This window comes from Acidovorax sp. GW101-11A03 (genome assembly GCF_059424825.1).
Genome location: NZ_JBWKZU010000082.1, coordinates 1 through 17,508 on the forward strand (window position 1 = coordinate 1; position 17,508 = coordinate 17,508).

Sequence of the window (17,508 nt, forward strand, 5' to 3'; positions counted from 1 at the left end):
CTGCCAGGCTTTGGTGGCCGCGCTGCGCACCGCCCTGCCCCCTGAAGACGAAGCAGGTGCGGCCACGGCCGCTGCTGCGCCCCACGCGCCCATCGATGCAGCCGCCGCGCAGCAGTTGCTGGCCCAGCTCGATGCCCTGCTGGCAGACGACGACTCTGACGCCATCGAGCTGTTCAAGGAATCCACCCCCGCCCTGAAGGCCCTGCTGGGCCCCGCCTACGCTGGCATGAAGCGGGCACTGGACGGCTACGACTTTGTGGAAGCGCTGGCCGCACTGCGCGCCACCCGCATCCCCGGCATGCACAACAAGGAGGACCCGGTTCATGAATAGCCCGATAGAGTTGAGCGGCAAATGCACGGTGCTGGTGGTGGATGACACCCCTGACAACCTCTCGCTCATGAGCGACCTGCTGCGCACGGATTACAAGGTCAAGCTGGCGCCCAGTGGCGAACGCGCGTTGCAGATTGTGGCCGGCGAAAGCAAGCCAGACCTGATCCTGCTGGACATCATGATGCCGGACATGGATGGCTACGAGGTGCTGCGCCGCCTGCAGTTCAACCCCGAAACCGAAGACATCCCGGTGATCTTCCTCACCGCCATGAGTGCGGCAGATGACGAAAGCATCGGCCTGGAGCTTGGCGCGGTGGACTACATCACCAAGCCCGTCAACCCTGCCATCGTCATGGCCCGCGTGCGAAACCACCTGCAGCTCAAGCGCGCCCGCGACTTCCTCGCCCACCACAACCATGTGCTCGAAGAAGAGGTTGCCAGTCGAACCCGAGCCCTGGCTGAGTTGCAAGACGCCACGATCCGCGCCATGGCCTCGCTGGCCGAAACGCGCGACAACGAGACGGGCAATCACATCCGGCGCACCCAGCACTACGTGGAAGCGCTGGCCCGCCACCTGCAGAACCACCCGCGCTTCAAGGATGATTTGACGGACACCAACATTGAGACGATCTTCAAGTCCGCCCCTCTGCACGACATCGGCAAGGTGGGCATCCCGGACCGCATCCTGCTCAAGCCCGGAAAGCTCACTCCCGAAGAGTTCGAGATCATGAAGACCCACACAACGCTGGGTCGAGACGCCATCGTGGCCGCCGAAAGCGACACCACGCATGACAACCCCTTCTTTCGCTACGCCAAGGAAATTACCTACAGCCACCAGGAAAAATGGGATGGCTCAGGCTATCCCGAAGGCCTGATGGGTAACAACATTCCGCTGTCGGCACGCCTCATGGCAGTGGCCGACGTGTATGACGCACTGATTTCCGAGCGCGTATACAAGGCCGCCTTCACCCACGAACAGGCCGTGGAAATCATCCGCGAAGGACGAGGCAGCCATTTCGACCCCGACATGGTGGACGCCTTCCTTGTGCTGTCTGAAGAGTTCCGCCGCATTGCCCAGCGGTTTGCCGATGGCGAACCGGCCCTTCTGGCGCAAATCGACCGCCTGGCCACCGACGTGCCTGCCGAGCGCATCGAACTCTGAGCAAGCCCCCAAGCGCACCCCATGCACCCTTCACAAACCACCGTTCTGCTGGCCGAAAGTGCCGGAGCCATGCGCCAGGCCCTGGCCAGCCAGCTCGAAGCAGCCGGTTTCGCCCGCGTGCTGCAGGCCAAGGACGGCCAGCGTGCGCTGCAGATCCTGCGCTCCGAGCCTGTGCAGGTGGTGCTGGCCGACATTGACATGCCGGTGCACAACGGCCTGGAGGTGCTCGAAGCCATGCGGGCCGAGCCGCGCCTGGCCAGTCTGCCCTTTCTGCTCATGTCCGGCGGGCTGGACCGCGCATCGGCCGCCAAGGCCATCCAGCTGGGCATTGATGATCTGCTGATCAAGCCCTTCACCACCCGCCGCTTGCTGGAGCGCATGCAGCGCGTGCTCACGCGCGGGGCCGCAGCGCCTGCCTCCGAGCCCGCCCCGGACGTAGACGGCAGCGCCGACCGCGCCACGCTGCTGGTGGTGGACGACACGCCCGACAACCTGCAGCTGATGGCGGGCCTGTTCCGCGACCGCTTCAAGGTCAAGGTGGCGCAAAGCGGCGAGAAGGCGCTCAGCATCTGCCAGTCCGACGCGCCGCCCGATGTCATCCTGCTCGATGTGATGATGCCCGGCATGGACGGGTTTGAGGTGGCGCGCCGCCTGCGCGAGCACCACACCTCCGAGTACACACCCATCATCTTCGTGACCGCCATCACCGACGAGATGGCCCGCCACAAGGGCCTGAGCCTGGGTGCCATCGACTACGTGTTCAAGCCCATCGACCCCGAACTGCTCAAGCTGCGCGTGGGCAACCTCATGGTCTATGTGGAGCACCGCAAGCAGCTGCAAAAGGACTTCGACCTGCTGCGCGAAAACGCCCAGCTGCGCTCTGAGGTGCAACGCCTGCGCGGCGACCTGCAGCGCCTGCAAGCGCCAGCGGGCGCATAGAGGCTAAGCCGGGATACGGCCAGTTTTAGCTCATAAGCCTCAAAGTCATTAAAGACGTCTTGCTTATGCAGGCTGCTCCGATCACGCGGGATCGGCCCCCCTGCCGATCACTCGGGTGATCGGTTCTCCATACCGCGTAGGGCCGGGAGCGGCTCCGATCCATTGCGACCTCGAGCCCTTGCCGCGCTGGCACGTACAGCTTGGTCATATGTCATCGTGCCGGCAACCACCGCTGCAACGTCCGCCAGAAATCGTGGCTTGGGTTCATGGCCCGCAATCCGCGTGTTTGCAAGGGCCTGGGCAATTGCATCGCCGCGCACCTCCTTCGTGGTCACGGCAACACCTCAACCCCAACAGGACGCCAAGCCATCACCTCTCCACCGTGCAGCTTCGGATCGAACCGCTTAAGCAGGTTCTCCAGTGCGTGCTCCTCGATCCGTGGCCGGGAAGAAATGCCGCGCCCCCGCGGCAGCGAAACGGGGCGAGGCACCTTCATCTGACTTGCTTTCTTGGTCATGCTCATGATTTTCCTCCTGGAACGTCACGCCGCACAATGCGAACGGTCGTCTCGTCGACGGGACCTGGGAGCGAAATGCCGTGATCAGAAAAGTCCGTGCCGGGCCTTGGCTCCGAGCTGGACGATCACGATTGATCCCAAGCGTCGATGGTCAATAGTTGATTGGGAGGACAAGCGGCAATCTTCTCTGCGTGAAAGATCAAATTGCCCTTCCAGTTCGGGGGCATCACATAGTCATCGCCAATGATGGCAGGCCCCCTGTGCGCCGGCGGTCCGTCAGCAAGCAGCGGCAGCACATCGCTGGCTTTGGCGGTGTAGCGGTTCGGGTAGCCGCTGAAGGAGAGTTGGATCGCCGACCCCGCCTTCACGAGTTGATGCAGCCACTCGATGCCGCCGGGTCCGACCTCCCAGTTCGCGAGAACGGCCGCCCTTCGGTCCACCGCCTGGTCACGCTCCTCGGGTGTCTGAGCTGCGACAACTATCCACCAGCCGATCATCGTTTGCTCCTTCGTTGCTGGCCAATCCCATGCACAACGAGCCTGAAGTGCCTGCTCGATTTGTCGGATGGCGCTCTGTGTCGGATGATCGCACTTCATCTTCAGGAGATATTCTCTTCACCATTCAAAAGCCATTGCCACCGCCCGCCGGCTACGCCAGTTGGCTCGACTACGCAGTCGAGGCGTTCAGCACCCGGCAGGCGTGGCTCGAAAGCCTCTGGGAAACCTGGGTCGACGACACCGCTGTCGAACTAGACCGCGAAGAGATCCGCGAGTCTGCGCGTCTGGAACTGCGCGCCCTGCGCAAGGCGGCCGGAGCTGCTGACCCATGAGTTGGGGACGCGTGCCGCACACACCGCACTTACCGAGCTATCGAACCTTTCGCGCACCGGTCTTGGCGGCCTTTGAGGCTGGCACTTCTTGCGGCGGCGGTACCGGTTCCGGCGGCGAGAGCCGCTCCAGCAGCGCGCGAAGCGTCTGTGCTTCGGCTTTGAATTGCGTCGCTTCTTGCTGGGCCACCGCGAGTCGTTCCCTCGTCGCCTGAAGATCGTCAACAAGGCCGCGATTGCTGGCCGTCAGTTCTCGTTGCGACACCTCGGCCGCATCGGCCTTGACCTGCAGCCGCGTAACGGCGTCGGCCTGCGCCAGCAAGCTCTCGCGATGGCGGCCTTCGGCCTGCGCCAATTGGCCACGCAGCGCCTCGAGCTGCTTGTCGGCCTTGATCCGGGCCTGGCGCTCCTGGTCGATCTCCAGCAGCGCGCGCCGCTCGGCGGCGTCCGAACGAGCGTTCGCCGCGTCCACGGCCTCCCTTGCCTTGGCTAATTCGGCGCTGAAATCCACCCGCACTCGCTCCTGCTGATGGCGCGCTTCCTCGAGATGGCGCTGCAACTCCTGCAACCTGGCCACGGCGCCGGCATGGGCGCGCCGCTCTGCCTCCAGGTCCGTTTGCCGTTGCTGGAGCGATTCCTGGGTCGCGCTCAGCTGCTGACGCAGGGTATCGGCGCTGGCCAGCGCCTCGGTTGCCGCTTGGCGAGCCCGAGCTTCCTCGCCCTGAGCCTGCTCGACCGCGGCCTGGTCCTCCAGGCGCAGCGCCGCGAGTTCGTGGCGCGCAGCGGCCGTGGCCTGCCGCCACAACTCGGCGATGACCTCCGCCGCGCTCGTTTTGAGTTCGGGCGGCAGATCCGGATGGTCGATTTCGACGCGCGCCTTGCTGCGCAGATCCTCCCAGAACTTGGCCAGCGCCTCCGCCGGCGCACTCATCGAGCCCTTGCGCACAAACTGGTACAGCTTGCTTGCCGTGGGGGTGATGCCATAGCGGAAGAACAGCAACGCGCAAACCTCACGATAGAGGTCTTTTGTTTCCGTAAATCGCCCCCGGAGGGTTTCAATGTCGCTCTGGAGTTCAATTTCGGTATTCATGAATAAATAATACAACGTAATACGTTGAATTTATTGAATTAATTCTCAGTCTATGGACATAAGTCTTCTAATGTCTATAGCATTGCAGAATGTCCGGATTCCCCCGTAGCTCGCCATGACCGACCTGGTCACCCTGGATCGCGTGGTGGTCGCCGCCCATCTCGATGGCCGCGAGGGTCGCAATCGCGCCGCCACGCCGGGCCAACTGGCAGCGGCCGACGATCGCGCCGCCGTTCTGGCCTGGCTGGCGCGCTACACGGACTCGCCCGCCACGCTGGCCAGCTACCGCAAGGAGGCTGAACGGCTCATGCTGTGGTGCACGCTGCAGCGCGGCGTGGCCCTGTCAGACCTCACGCACGAGGACTTGCTGCTCTACCAGCGCTTCCTGGCCGATCCGCAACCGGCCGAGCGCTGGGTCATGGCGCCCGGGCAAAAGCCCGGCCGCAATTCCCCGCAATGGCGCCCGTTCGCCGGCCCGCTCGCCGCGTCCAGCCAGCGCCAGGCGCTGTCGATCTTGAACGCCATGCTGTCCTGGCTGGTGGAGGCCGGCTACCTTGCCGGCAACCCCCTGGCCCTGAGCCGCCGAAAGAGGCGGCTGTCCGCGCCGCGGGTGAGCCGCTTTCTGCCCATGGAGCAATGGGAGGTGGTCAAGAGCGCCGTGCAGGCCTTGCCCACAGTGCCCGAACGCGCCAGGCAGCATGCCTCCCGTAGCCGCTGGCTGGTCTCGTTGCTGTACATCGGGGGCTTGCGAGTCTCCGAGATCTGCGCAGCGACCATGGGCGCGTTCTTCAGCCAACGTGCCTCCGACGGGCGCGAGCGCTGGTGGCTGGAAGTGCTGGGAAAGGGAGGCAAGACTCGCCTGGTGCCGGCCACCGGCGAGCTGATGACGGAACTCATGCGCTACCGCAGGAGCCAGGGCCTGAGCCCACTGCCCGTGGAGGGCGACGGCATGCCGCTGGTGATCCCTCTGATCGGGCCGCACAAGCCCATGGCGCGCAGCGCCCTGCACGAAGTGCTCAAAGAGATCTTTCGGGCCAGCGCGGCGCGCCTGCGCGCGCAAGGCCCCGAGTTCGAAGCCGCAGCAGCCCACCTCGAAGCCGCCTCTGCCCACTGGGTGCGCCACACCGCCGGCAGTCACCTGAGCGAAAAGGCGGACCTGAAGGTGGTGCGCGACAACCTGGGGCATGCCAACATCAGCACCACCAGCATCTACTTGCATGCTGAGGACGACGCGCGGCACGATGCCACCTCTGCCGTGCATCACGTCGGCTGGCGCACGCCGTGATGCTCCGGCCATGAAAGTTCAACCGGTTGAATTTCTGCCGGATGACCGAGTCTCCAAAGACCGGAATGGGTAAGAAGGCGGACCTACACCATCGGTCCGCGAACTGATCTTGACGGCCAGTTGCTGTCATTCAGCGCGTCAGCGCGAGGGACAGCTTCAGACTGATTGCTGCCACTTAGGTTCGACGGCAGAGTCCATGGGCGCCACCGCAAGCGGTCGCTCACCGGTCAGGATCTCAAGCGACCGATCGATTACCTGTACCGGTCGTTCGGCACTGTAGCGAAGTGCAAAGTTCTGGAATGGCCCTTTGCGTCACGGACGAAACGGTGTTCTGGACCCTGGGCAGGCCTTCTTCAAGCGCCAGCAGGGAGGGCGAATCACTTCTTTTGGTCCTTCAGTGTCCGTAGCGCAATACCCGCCACCCGGGTTCCCAGTGCTCCTCAAAGTGCGTGATAGACGGGCAATAGTTCACTTTGACCTGATGCTGTTGCAACATTCTGATCATTGCTCTCGCCGCAAATAAAGAAGGAGACAAGGGGTGGCCGTTGGATCGCAATGCCCAAGACATCGCGTGCGGTATGTGGATATGCGGCAGTCTTGACCTCGCCATCCGCATCCGGCATTTGTGCAGGTGAGCCTGCCGTGAATCTCGTTGAAGGTGCGTGGATAAGCTTTGAGCGCCGACTGGCGAGCTGCTCAGGCCTGACCTCGATGGAGTCACATTTCATGGCGCCGTTTTCTCGGCGCCAGATACCTGGTCGACAAATGCCAGCAGCGAAGCGGTGGGCTGTTTGTCGCGATGCACGACCAGGTGAGATTGTCGGAGCTGCCGCGGCAAGGTCGTGGCGATGCGGCACAGGCGGCCGGCCTCCAAAGCGTCGCTCACGACCCACGACGAAAGGCAGGCCACCCCCATACCCGCCTCGGCCGCATGTTTGATCGCCTCCGAACTTCCCAGCTCGATGCTTCGACGGTAGGAGCGCAAGTGGGGCAGCAGACTTTGGTCGGTGGCCTCGCGCGTTCCCGAGCCCAACTCACGCACCAGCCAGACCCCTTCACGCAGTGTCCGCATTGGCACCCGCTCGCCGGCCAGGCTCATTCGTGCCCACGCGCTGTCGGGCGATGTAACGACCACCATCTCGTCCTGGTGCCATGGCGTGACGGCCAGCGCCGCTTGGTGGCAAGGCCCTTCGATCAGGCCCACGTCCAGTTCAAACGCAGCGACCGCGTCACAGATGGCCGCCGTGTTTCCGATCACGACCTTTGAGCGCCAGGCACTGGCATGGCCCGGTTGCGCTGCGACAAAACGGGCCAGCAGCCTGGGCAGCACATAGTTGCCGATGGTGGTGCTGGCGCCGATGCGCAGCGACTGCGCCTGGGCGCTGCCATCGCGGGACATCAACTCGATGCCGGCGGCACCGTCCAGCAGCGCCAGGGCCCGCGGCAGTAACGCACGGCCGTTGTCGTTGAGCAGCAGGCGCTTGCCCGCGCGGTCGAACAGGCGCAGCGACAGCAGCCGCTCAAGTTCATTCACGGCCGAGCTGGTGGCCGACTGCGACAGCGCGATCTCGGCGCTGGCTGCCGTGGTAGTGCCGCTGCGCGCAACCGCCACGAAGATCTGCAGCTGTCGCAGCGTGAGGCGAAGGGTATTCATGGCGGATTTGTTTGCAAAGCGATCAGATGGGTACATCTTAGCGATACAACCCGTTTGACGGGTCATCTATGAAGCCGGAAGCTTCGTCCTCATGAACTTCAACCGGAGGCAAGCAGCATGACCATCAACGTACTTCCTGAGCCACGCACATCGGCCTCTGCATCGGCTTTCGCACGCATGCTCCCCGGCCTGGCCCTGAGCGGCGCCTTGGCTGCCACCGGTATCGCGCTGGGCCGCATCGCCTGGCTGCAGGACCATGGCTTCAGTGCGCTGACGCTGGCCATCGTGCTGGGCATGATCGTGGGCAACACGGTTTACCCGTGGGCCCCGCGCTGGGCGGTAGCCAGCGGCGCCGGCGTCAACTTCTCCAAGCAGAACCTGCTTCGCCTGGGCGTGGTGCTGTACGGCCTGCGGCTCACCGTGCAGGACATTGACCATGTTGGCATAGCTGGTGTCGCCATCGACACAATGATATTGGGCTCGACCTTCGCACTGGCCTGCCTCATCGGCACGCGCTGGCTGGGCCTGGAGCGCAAGACGGCGATGCTGATCGGCGCTGGCAGTGCCATCTGCGGCGCTGCTGCGGTGATGGCCGCCGAGCCGGTGGTCAAGGCGCGCGCCGAGCAGGTCACGGTGGCGGTGGCCACGGTGGTGGTGTTCGGCACGCTGGCGATCTTCCTGTACCCGGCGCTGTTCGAGCTGAACCGGCACTGGGCGCTGATCCCCGGCGGCGCCAACGGGTTCGGCATCTACGTCGGATCGACCATCCACGAGGTGGCCCAGGTGGTGGCCGCAGCACGTTCGGTGGGCCCGGACGCAGCCAACTCGGCCGTCATCGCGAAGATGGTTCGAGTAATGATGCTGGCGCCGTTCCTGGTGATGCTGTCGGCTTGGCTGGCGCGCGACAGCACCCTGCAAGCCCTGGTGGAGGCAGAGCATGCTCACGCCAAGGGTCAACTCGCTGTGCCCTGGTTCGCCTTCGGCTTCGTCGCGGTTGTGTTGCTCAATTCGCTGCAATGGCTGCCGGCGTCGGTGGTGGCAGTGACGATCGAGATTGACACCGCGCTGCTGGCGATGGCGATGGCTGCGCTCGGCCTGGCCACGCACATCGGCGCCATTCGCAAGGCCGGGGCCAAGCCGCTGCTGCTGGCGTTGATCTTGTTCGGCTGGCTCATCGTCGGAGGCGCGCTCATCAACCGCTGGGTGCCGGCCCTGCTGGGCTGAAGCCTCGAATTCACGGCCCAGGGCCCTGACCCTAAATTTCTTTGCACGCTCTGGAATAGACCGCATGCCGACGCCGTCTGCTCTTTTGTCGGGACCTATCGGACCCTTCGTCCAGCACTCACCCCCCTTCACTTCACACCAACCCTTCATCGGAGCCCACAATGTTCAAGACTTTCGCTTTCGCCGCCACCGCCCTGACGCTCGCCTCCGGCAGCGCCTTCGCCGCCCCCAGCGACGACGCCCGCACGCACTTCCAGGCCATCGCCTCGGGCGACACCCAGATCGTCATGCGTGCCTATGCCGACCAGGCCCAGCTGAACTGGGTAGGCGGCCCACTCGACGGCACCTATGCCACCACCGATGCCATTCGCGGCACCTGGGAGAAGTTCGGCAAGGCCGTCGGCCCACTGAAGCTCACAGTCGGCCAGATTGAAGAATCGGCCAACCCCAAGGGCGCCACCGTCTCGGCCAACGTCGTCTTCGAAGGCAAGATGCCCATCAAGGTGCGCTACGTGCTGACGTTCCGTGAAGGCAAGATCGTCAGTGAAACCTGGCAGATCGACCCCAAGCTGGCGGTGGCTGCGGCTTACTGAACGGCACGCAGCGTGGCTACTCTCCACCAGACCCTAAAGGACAACCCCATGAAGCACCTTTCGACTCTGGCCGCGCTGCTGATCACAGCGGCTTCCTTCGCGGCACCACTCACCGGCGCTATGGCTGCCGACGCGCCGGCCAAGCTCGCCAACGGCGCGCTGGTCGACGCCAAGGGCATGACGCTCTACACCTTCGACAAGGACGTGGCAGGCAGCGGCAAGAGCACCTGCAACGGCGGCTGCGCCGCGCTGTGGCCGCCCGCGATGGCCGCCGCCAGCGACCAACCCGCCGGTGCATACACGATCGTCATGCGCGACGACGGTGCGCGCCAGTGGGCCTACAAGGGCAAGCCGGTGTACACCTACCAGGCCGACCAGAAGCCCGGCGACCGCGCCGGCGACAACTTCAAAGACGTCTGGCACATCATCAAGGAATGACATTTGCTGTCGACTTCCGTCCAGACCCTCAGGCCACGACCCCCCGATGCAAGACGACGCAAGCCTGCTGAGCTGGGTGCCGCGCCTGCGCCGCTATTCGCGCGCACTGGTGAACAACCGTGACGACGCCGACGATTTGGTGCAGGACACGCTGGAGCGGGCCTGGGCCAAGTCGAACCTGTGGGGCGGCGTGGCCGACATGCGCGCCTGGCTCTTCAGCATCATGCACAACCTGCACGTCGATGGCGTGCGCCGTCCCAGGCTGCACACCGTGACCATGGACGACGACACGCCCGAAGTGCCGGTGGCGCCGACACAAACCGACAGGCTGGCTGTACTGGATCTGCAGGCTGCACTGGACTTGCTGCCCGTCGAGCAGAAGGAAGTGCTTCTTCTGGTGACGCTGGAAGACATGGCCTATGCCGATGTGGCGCAGGCCCTGGGTATCCCCATCGGCACCGTGATGTCGCGCCTGTCGCGAGGCCGTGAGCGCCTGCGCGGCCTGATGGAAGGCCGCGCAGAACCGGTGCGGCTGAAAGTCGTCAAATGAATGTATTGCGAAGCAACCCATGAATACCGACCGTCCGCCACCGTCCATTCCCCCGGTCACCGAGGCCGACCTGCATGCGTTCGTTGATGGCCGCCTGCCCGCTGAGCGCCAGGTCGAGATCGCCGCTTATCTGGCCGCACGCCCTGAAGACGCGCAGCGCTTGGAGGCCTACCGGGCGCATAAGCGCGAACTGCACGCCTTGTTCGATCCCGTGCTGGATGAACAGCCGCCGCAGCGCCTGCTGAAATCGGCGCGCCCGCGCGCCGTGCCGCAGACGCCTTGGTACCTCCAGCGCCTGGCCGCTGGGATCGCCATCGCCGTCATCAGCGGCGCCACAGGCTGGGGCTTGCGGGGCGGCCTGCCCGCGGGGGGCGACGATGCCGGCCGCATGGCCGCCGCGGCACCCGCCGAGCGCGGCCTGACGCTGGCGTCAGCGGGCGGCTTCGCGCAGCGCGCGGCGGTGGCTCACGCGGTATACAGTCCCGACCCGCGCCGCCCGGTCGAGGTGGACGCGGCGCACGAAGACCAGCTCGTGGCCTGGCTGTCCAAGCGCATGGGCGCGCCGATGAAGCCGCCGTACCTGCAGGCCCAGGGCTATACGCTGGAAGGCGGGCGCCTGTTGCCGGGCGGCCAGGGGCCGGTGGCGCAGTTCATGTACCGCAACGAGCTCGGCAGCAAACTGACGCTGTACGTATCCAACGATGTCGCCGACGTGGGCAGTGCCGCGGGGCCGGACAAGGCACTGCAGGCCAGCGTGAAGAACACAGACACGGCCTTCCGCTTCGCACGCGAAGGTGTGGTCAATGTCTTCTACTGGGTCGACGGTCCCTTCGGCTACGCCCTGTCGTCCGACGCCGACCGCAGCGTGCTGGCGCAGGTGTCGGCCGAGGTCTATCGGCATCTTGGCACCCCGCGCTGAAGGCCAGGGCGGCGTCGGCGCGACGCGCTGTCGGCATGCCCAGGGAATGAAACGGCCCGAGCCGCGCTCTTGACCTGAAGCAAGCGCTGGGCAGTGGTTCATCGGCGGCTCCCGGCCCACGACCCAAGCGATCACTCTCCACACCAACTCAGAAAGCACACATGACCACCCAACGCCGCGACATTCTCAAGTACACCCTGGCCGCCGCGGCAGCCAGCGCGCTGCCCGCAGCACATGCCCAGGCCCCGTCCGGCGCTTCAGCGGGAGCCGCAGCCACCGGCATCGACCCGCGCGACCGCGTCTTCATCACCAATGAAGACTCCAACACGCTGGTCGTCATCGATCCGAAGACGAACACCGTCGAGAGCACGATCAACCTGACCAGCTTCGACGAAGACCCGCGGCCTCCATTTCGCTACGTCACCGCCGGCGTGGCGCCGACACACGCGGCGATGATCCACAAGCCGCTGTACCACGGCTGCATCGACGCCCACGGCGCGGTGCCGTCGCCCGACGGCCGGCTGCTGGCCACCAGCGGGCGCGGCTCCAGCAACATTTATCTGATCGACGCCGAGCAGCGCCGCGTGATCGGCAACACACCCAACCCTGCGTCTGGGCCCACCACCAACCCCGAGCGCCTGAGTAGTGGCCTGCTGCTGGGCCGCGAACCGCACGAGCCCACTTTCACGCGCAACGGCCGCGAGCTGTGGGTCACGCTGCGCGGTGAAGACCGTATTGCCATCGTCGGCGTCGATCGTGCCGTTCGCCAGCTCAAGGGGGCCGACAGCCCGGGCTCCAGCGCGGTTCGCCAATACCTGCCCACACTGAGCGGCCCGGCGCAGGTGTGGTTCAACCGTGAGGGTACGTTGGCCTTTGTGGCCAGCCAGAAGGTGTCGAAGATCGACGTGTTCCGCGTCAACCCCGGCGCGGATGGCCACAGCCAACCGCAGCGGCTGACCACGCTGGACATCAGCGCACAGGACAAACCCGGCTTCACGCCCTTCATGAAGACCACACCCGACGGTGCCGAGGTGTGGTTCTCGCACAAGCTGGCTGATGCGGTGTCTTGCCGCTCGACGCAGGGTGGCTTCGACCTGATCGACACCGTGCCACTCGGCATGGGCGCTCGGCCCAACCACGTTGAGTTCGTGCGCAATGCGCGCGGCAGCGTGGTCTATGCCAGCCTGGCGCGCATCGACGATGGTGGCCCCGGCGGCGTGGCGTCGAGCCCGATCGCCATCATCGACCGCAGCGCTCCGGGCGGACAGCGCAAGGTGGTGGGCACCTTCTCCAGCCGTGGCCGCGAGTCGCACGGGTTGTGGACCAACCCCGAGAACACGCTGCTGTATGTGGCCCACGAACAGGACGAGCTGCCCGGCACGCCCAACGCGGGCCAGACCGTGTGCAGTGCATTTGATGTGAGCGACCCGCTGCGCCCGACCTTCATTGCGCAGATCCCCCTGGGCAATCTGACGCTGCCCTCTGGCGCGCTGCGCAACAAAAAGAGCATCAACCTCGTCTACGTGCGTGTGGGCGAGAAGGGCCAGACGGCATGAGCGGCGCGCACACCAGCCACGGCGCCAGCGCCGCGCACACCAGCGCATTCCAGCGGGATATGGACGAATCGATGGCCCGCATGATGCAGGCCATGCACAGCCCGGGCTACGCAGGCCAGGCCGACCAGGACTTTCTGGCGATGATGATTCCGCACCACGCCGGCGCTGTGGACATGGCGCGGCTGGTGTTGCAGCATGGGCGCGATCCTGTCACCCGGCAGTTGGCCGAGGAAATCATTGCCGGGCAGACGGTGGAGATCCAGAGCATGCAACGCCGACTGCACACCCTGCAGCAGCGCACAGCCAAAGGTGCGGAAGCGGAATTTCCGTCGCTGGGTGGGACGCGGGGGCCTTGATCGACAGCCCTAGGGAAAGTACCAATGAGCGCCACGGAATGAACCAAGCCATGCAGCGCTCTTGATCACCATGCTGTTCCAGTCTGCCGAGTCCCGCTATAACCAATGGGTGCGTGAGCACTACCGTTTTTTGCTGCGCAGTGCGTGGGCGCTCACTGGTTCGCGCGCCATTGCCGAAGACGTGGTGCAAGACTGTTTTGCCAACGCCTGGAAGCACCGGGAGCAACTGCGCGACGCTGCGCTGGCACGGGCTTGGCTCTTTCAGATCATGCGCCGCGCCGCCTTTCGCCAGGCCGCACCCAGCATGCAGTCGCTGGACGATGAAGAGCAGCCCGAGCAAGCGGCGCCCGACGCGGGGCTGGACGACAAACTCGATGTCGTCAAGGCGCTCGCGCGCCTGGCGCCCATCCACCGCGAGGTGCTGGTGCTGTTTTATTTCGACGACATGCCCACCGCCCAGATGGCCGAGGCGCTGGAGATCGCGCCCGGCACGGTGTTGTCGCGCCTAGCCCGTGCGCGCGACGCTTTGAAGCTGGCCATGGGGGTACCTGCGACACCCAAGGCCGATGTCAACGTTACCCCGTTTCGCAGGACCAAGACATGAGCCCCGATACCGACGCGCCTTTCCTGCCCGACAGCGAATTCGATTTGCGCGCGCGCGCCGAGTTGGCGATCGCCTTCGAGGCCAGCGACGCACCGGCACACCTGTACCGAAAGCCGCAGCCGCTGCTGGCGCGACGCGGCTTGCAGCGTTTTCTGGCTGCGCTTTTGCTGGCCGGTGGCACCAGCGGCGGGGTGCTCGCCGTGCGACCGCCAGCGATGGTGCGCGACGCGATCGACCACGAATACCACGAGCGCAGCTTGCGGGGCAGTTTCATGGAGCAGCGCCAGTTGCTCATGCACCTGGGCATGCGGGACGCCAACGTGGTGCCCGGGTTTCCCCAACTCATGCGGCCATGCGATATCGAAGGTCACCTCGCTTACCACCTCACCACGTTCTTCGAGAAGGGCGGCATGGTGACGGTGTATGCCTTTGACCAGTCTGTGGACCTGCGCGAGGCCAGCGGCTGGTGGAGCAACGTGCACTGGAAGGTGATCCGCTCGCGCGAGGGCAAGCCCTTGTTGCTGGTGGCCCAGAAAAAGAAGGCACTGGCGGTCGCGCAGACGGCACTGCAGGCACCTCCCGTGTCCGGGCCAGGCTGAGGCACCGCGTCCCTGTCAACGAATCAACCGCTCACCCCTTTCACCCCAACCGGCGCACGACGCCCAACCACCGGAGACCCCAGAAATGAACCAACAACCCACCTCGCTCCCCCGGCGCCACCTGCTGGCCGGCAGCGGCGCTGCTTTGGCTGCCGTTGGTCTGGCCAGCTTTGGCCGCACCGCAGCCGCTGCTGGTGAGACCGCGCCCGTCGCCTTGGCCGGTGCTGCCAAGCCTCTGCCAGCGTACGTGGGCTGGAAGGACCCGGCCAGCCTGATCGTGCACAGCAGCACCACCATTGAGACCAAGCGCAGTGTGTTCGGCACCAGCGTAATCACGCCGTCCGAGCAGCTCTACATCCGCAACAACCTGCCCGCGCCCGACGCCTCGATCCTGGGCAACCGCGATGCCTGGGAGATCAACATCGAGGGGGTGAAGAACCCGCGCAAACTCACGCTGGGCGACCTCAAGCGCATAGGCATCGAGACCACGGCGATGGTGTTGCAATGCTCTGGCAACGGACGCGGCTACTTCCCCAACAAGCCCAGTGGAACGCCTTGGCAAGTGGGCGCAGCAGGCTGTGTGGTGTGGAGCGGTGTGCCGGTGCGCTGGGTGGTGGATGCCCTGGGCGGCGTGGAGGCCGGCATGGCCTACCTCACCGGCACAGGCGGCGAAAAACTCCCCGATGGACTGGACCCCAAGAGCGTGATCGTGGAACGCTCGGTGCCTGCTGCCGCACTCGCCGATGCCCTGCTGGCCTGGGAAATGAACGGTGTGCCGATTTCGCTGGCCCACGGCGGCCCACTGCGCTTGATCGTGCCGGGTTACACGGGCGTGAACAACATCAAGTACGTCAAACGCCTGGCCTTCACCGCTCAGGAGACCGACGCACGCATCATGTCGCACGGCTACCGCATTTCACCGCCCGGCGCGAAGGGCGACCCGTCGCAGCCATCGGTGCAGGAAATGACGGTGAAGTCGTGGATCAACGGTCCCGGCACGGACGGCGCCCCGCTTAAAGCGGGTGACACACAGATCCATGGCGTGGCGTTTGGCGGCATGAACGCGGTGGCCAAGGTCGAGGTTTCTCTGGACGGCGGAAAAACCTGGCAGCTCGCGCGCATGGTGGGGCCCGACCTCGGCCGCTTTGCGTGGCGGCAGTTTGTTTTTGCGGCGCGCCTGCCGGCGGGCCAGTTCACCCTGGCGAGCCGAGCCACCGACACCGCAGGCAACGTGCAGCCCGAACAACGCATGGAAAACGCGGGCGGCTACAACAACACCAGCTGGGCCGACCACGCCGTGAAAGTGAGCGTGGCATGAAGCGCACAATCCAAAAACACGCGTTGGTCGCTGCCCTGTGGTCGTTGGCATTCACAGTGCTGCCCGTGCACGCCGCCGACGATGCCGCGCAACTTCAACAAGGCAAGGTGTTGTTCGGCCAAGGCGCGGTGCCTGCCTGCGCCCTGTGCCATGCGCTCAAGGACGCGGGAGCCGAAGGCGCCGTGGGCCCCAGCCTGGACGAGCTCAAGCCCGATGCCAAGCGCGTGGCCACCGCGCTGCGCAACGGCATTGGGCAGATGCCGTCCTACAACGGCAAACTCAGTGATGCGCAAATTGCCGCCCTGGCGGCCTACGTGGCCAAGGCTTCGGGTGGATCAAAGTGATGGCTGGTTGGCCACAGCGCTGTTGCGCCAACTGACAAAAAGGACGGGATCACCTGCAAACAGCGATCCCGACTGAGTGGCTGACCCAGGGCGGGTCAGCCACTCACCATCACTTGCCTGGTTTGATGTCGGGGACCACCATCCAGCCAGTCCCCATCATCACAACCGCCGGGAACTTCTCGCCGGCCTAAGTCTTGCCCAGCATGGCCTTGTGCTCGCGGTAAGCCATCAACGCTGGCGACACGCCCAGGTGATTGATCGCACCATGCTTGATGCTGCTGCAGTCTTGCTCGTCGAGCTTGCAGATCTCTGCACGCTGTTGTCAACTCTCTAGCAATGTCAACTGCGCGCCTGAAACCTGTCTCTGCGCATTACCACGATGCATGAATAGGAGTGATCGCAATCCGGCACGCCAAGGGCATTCACGTTGAAAACTCGAACGGCAGCAACCGCTGCTTATGGAGAGTTCTCCATAAGCAGCGGTTGCGGTCGCTCGTCCAGCCACCATGGAAGTCCGCTGACGAACTCTCATCGGACGTTCGGAGCGGTGGGCCATTTTTTTGGATGGAGATGGAGAACACCAATACGTTGGCTCCTGACACGTGTTGCGCCTTGAAGCCAGTTCAAGCAGGTTCGCGAGCTTCGCAGTCGACTCGGAAAGACGTTAAGTGCCTCTCAGCATGCAGTTCGGCAAGCAGGATCGAATCGGCATAGCCTTGTCTGCCTGAGCGAGTGCCGCTCTCGATCTTGATGCCCGGTTGATCTTTGCGAATGAGCTTGACCTTCTCATCGTGGAAAGGTTCATAGTCAAACAGTGAATCAACCAAAGGAGGCTCACATGGTCCATTTCAATGTTCCTGATATGACATGCGGCGGTTGCGCTCAGCGCATTCGTCGAGCAATAGCTCAGGCTCAAATGCCAGCGGGCGTCGAAGTAGAAATCGATGTGGCCGCGCGGCAGGTCCGCGTTCCTGGGCAAGCCGAAGACGGCACTGTGGAGCTTGTCCGCTCTGCACTTGAGCGTGCCGGATACAAAGCAGACGCCGTGGTGGGGACTTCATCGAGCCGAACAACCGGTGGCTGCTGTGCGTCTCGGTCCACAGCCTCTGTTGATGTGAATCAAGGCGCTGCGAACCGTACGTCGTCATGCTGCAGTTGAACCAACAAGGAGACCATCATGCGTCTGAATATCGTCGCTGGGCT

21 protein-coding genes and 1 pseudogene are annotated in these 17,508 nt (G+C 64.7%); 17 read left to right on the plus strand and 5 right to left on the minus strand.

Annotation, left to right across the window (positions count from 1 at the left end):
* The 3 genes and pseudogenes from AC07Z7_RS22505 to AC07Z7_RS22515 form a co-directional block, all read left to right on the plus strand.
* Nucleotides 1–331, plus strand: a pseudogene (locus AC07Z7_RS22505) (hybrid sensor histidine kinase/response regulator); the annotation flags it as partial.
* Entirely contained in the window at nt 324–1,493 is a 1,170-nt protein-coding gene (locus tag AC07Z7_RS22510) for a response regulator (protein ID WP_494767732.1), read from the plus strand. The pseudogene AC07Z7_RS22505 and the gene AC07Z7_RS22510, both read left to right, overlap by 8 nt.
* A 21-nt stretch (nt 1,494–1,514) precedes the next feature.
* The gene (locus AC07Z7_RS22515) at nt 1,515–2,432 is read left to right on the plus strand and encodes a response regulator (protein ID WP_252659432.1); all 918 of its coding nucleotides are present in this window, start codon (nt 1,515–1,517) and stop codon (nt 2,430–2,432) included.
* Between the two features lie 107 nt (nt 2,433–2,539).
* Here the strand turns inward: AC07Z7_RS22515 and AC07Z7_RS22520 are convergent, their stop codons facing one another.
* The 3 genes from AC07Z7_RS22520 to AC07Z7_RS22530 form a co-directional block, all read right to left on the minus strand.
* Nucleotides 2,540–2,767 (minus strand): antitoxin VbhA family protein, encoded by a 228-nt coding sequence (locus tag AC07Z7_RS22520; RefSeq protein ID WP_158307678.1) that lies wholly within the window; start codon nt 2,765–2,767, stop codon nt 2,540–2,542.
* Complete coding sequence (locus AC07Z7_RS22525) at nt 2,764–2,955, minus strand: hypothetical protein (RefSeq protein ID WP_013397101.1); 192 nt, start codon at nt 2,953–2,955, stop codon at nt 2,764–2,766. Before AC07Z7_RS22525 ends, AC07Z7_RS22520 begins: the two co-directional genes overlap by 4 nt.
* Before the next feature lie 119 nt (nt 2,956–3,074).
* A complete protein-coding gene (locus tag AC07Z7_RS22530) occupies nt 3,075–3,446 on the minus strand; it encodes a hypothetical protein (protein WP_013397102.1) in 372 nt (123 codons plus the stop codon).
* A 29-nt stretch (nt 3,447–3,475) separates the two neighbouring features.
* Here AC07Z7_RS22530 and AC07Z7_RS22535 point away from each other — a divergent pair, with 29 nt between their 5' ends.
* The gene (locus AC07Z7_RS22535; RefSeq protein WP_013397103.1) at nt 3,476–3,778 is read left to right on the plus strand and encodes a hypothetical protein; all 303 of its coding nucleotides are present in this window, start codon (nt 3,476–3,478) and stop codon (nt 3,776–3,778) included.
* Between the two features lie 37 nt (nt 3,779–3,815).
* Here the strand turns inward: AC07Z7_RS22535 and AC07Z7_RS22540 are convergent, their stop codons facing one another.
* On the minus strand, nt 3,816–4,865 hold the full coding sequence (locus AC07Z7_RS22540) for a DNA-binding protein (protein ID WP_013397104.1): 1,050 nt from the start codon (nt 4,863–4,865) through the stop codon (nt 3,816–3,818).
* Nucleotides 4,866–4,980: 115 nt separating this feature from the next.
* Between AC07Z7_RS22540 and AC07Z7_RS22545 the strand changes: the two genes are divergently transcribed.
* Nucleotides 4,981–6,150 (plus strand): tyrosine-type recombinase/integrase, encoded by a 1,170-nt coding sequence (locus AC07Z7_RS22545; RefSeq protein WP_121420077.1) that lies wholly within the window; start codon nt 4,981–4,983, stop codon nt 6,148–6,150.
* Between the two features lie 724 nt (nt 6,151–6,874).
* Here the strand turns inward: AC07Z7_RS22545 and AC07Z7_RS22550 are convergent.
* Nucleotides 6,875–7,870: a LysR family transcriptional regulator gene (locus AC07Z7_RS22550; RefSeq protein WP_439517429.1), complete on the minus strand. Its 996-nt coding sequence runs from the start codon at nt 7,868–7,870 to the stop codon at nt 6,875–6,877.
* 51 nt (nt 7,871–7,921) lie between these two features.
* Between AC07Z7_RS22550 and AC07Z7_RS22555 the strand changes: the two genes are divergently transcribed.
* The 12 genes from AC07Z7_RS22555 to AC07Z7_RS22610 all read left to right on the plus strand — a co-directional run bounded on the left by AC07Z7_RS22555 (nt 7,922) and on the right by AC07Z7_RS22610 (nt 17,464).
* Nucleotides 7,922–9,028: a YeiH family protein gene (locus AC07Z7_RS22555; protein ID WP_100174373.1), complete on the plus strand. Its 1,107-nt coding sequence runs from the start codon at nt 7,922–7,924 to the stop codon at nt 9,026–9,028.
* Between the two features lie 161 nt (nt 9,029–9,189).
* On the plus strand, nt 9,190–9,621 hold the full coding sequence (locus AC07Z7_RS22560) for a nuclear transport factor 2 family protein (RefSeq protein WP_008904227.1): 432 nt from the start codon (nt 9,190–9,192) through the stop codon (nt 9,619–9,621).
* Nucleotides 9,622–9,741: 120 nt separating this feature from the next.
* Nucleotides 9,742–10,059 carry a COG4315 family predicted lipoprotein gene (locus tag AC07Z7_RS22565; RefSeq protein ID WP_231624607.1) on the plus strand — a complete coding sequence of 106 codons (318 nt, stop codon included), beginning with the start codon at nt 9,742–9,744 and terminating at the stop codon, nt 10,057–10,059.
* Between the two features lie 46 nt (nt 10,060–10,105).
* Nucleotides 10,106–10,609, plus strand: a complete 504-nt coding sequence (locus AC07Z7_RS22570) for an RNA polymerase sigma factor (RefSeq protein WP_008904230.1) — start codon at nt 10,106–10,108, stop codon at nt 10,607–10,609.
* A gap of 19 nt (nt 10,610–10,628) precedes the next feature.
* Nucleotides 10,629–11,528: an anti-sigma factor family protein gene (locus AC07Z7_RS22575; RefSeq protein WP_087748580.1), complete on the plus strand. Its 900-nt coding sequence runs from the start codon at nt 10,629–10,631 to the stop codon at nt 11,526–11,528.
* A 161-nt stretch (nt 11,529–11,689) separates the two neighbouring features.
* Nucleotides 11,690–13,084, plus strand: coding sequence for a YncE family protein (locus tag AC07Z7_RS22580; protein WP_062405660.1), 1,395 nt, complete (start codon nt 11,690–11,692; stop codon nt 13,082–13,084).
* Entirely contained in the window at nt 13,081–13,440 is a 360-nt protein-coding gene (locus tag AC07Z7_RS22585; RefSeq protein ID WP_008904210.1) for a DUF305 domain-containing protein, read from the plus strand. Before AC07Z7_RS22580 ends, AC07Z7_RS22585 begins: the two co-directional genes overlap by 4 nt.
* A 70-nt stretch (nt 13,441–13,510) precedes the next feature.
* A complete protein-coding gene (locus AC07Z7_RS22590) occupies nt 13,511–14,044 on the plus strand; it encodes an RNA polymerase sigma factor (protein WP_050813810.1) in 534 nt (177 codons plus the stop codon).
* Nucleotides 14,041–14,643: a hypothetical protein gene (locus tag AC07Z7_RS22595; RefSeq protein WP_066787015.1), complete on the plus strand. Its 603-nt coding sequence runs from the start codon at nt 14,041–14,043 to the stop codon at nt 14,641–14,643. Before AC07Z7_RS22590 ends, AC07Z7_RS22595 begins: the two co-directional genes overlap by 4 nt.
* A gap of 85 nt (nt 14,644–14,728) precedes the next feature.
* Complete coding sequence (gene sorT, locus AC07Z7_RS22600; protein WP_041484972.1) at nt 14,729–15,961, plus strand: SorT family sulfite dehydrogenase catalytic subunit; 1,233 nt, start codon at nt 14,729–14,731, stop codon at nt 15,959–15,961.
* The gene (gene sorU, locus AC07Z7_RS22605; protein ID WP_008904214.1) at nt 15,958–16,305 is read left to right on the plus strand and encodes a SorU family sulfite dehydrogenase c-type cytochrome subunit; all 348 of its coding nucleotides are present in this window, start codon (nt 15,958–15,960) and stop codon (nt 16,303–16,305) included. Before sorT ends, sorU begins: the two co-directional genes overlap by 4 nt.
* Nucleotides 16,306–17,143: 838 nt before the next feature.
* Nucleotides 17,144–17,464: a heavy-metal-associated domain-containing protein gene (locus AC07Z7_RS22610; protein ID WP_255669595.1), complete on the plus strand. Its 321-nt coding sequence runs from the start codon at nt 17,144–17,146 to the stop codon at nt 17,462–17,464.
* Nucleotides 17,465–17,508: the final 44 nt, after the last annotated feature.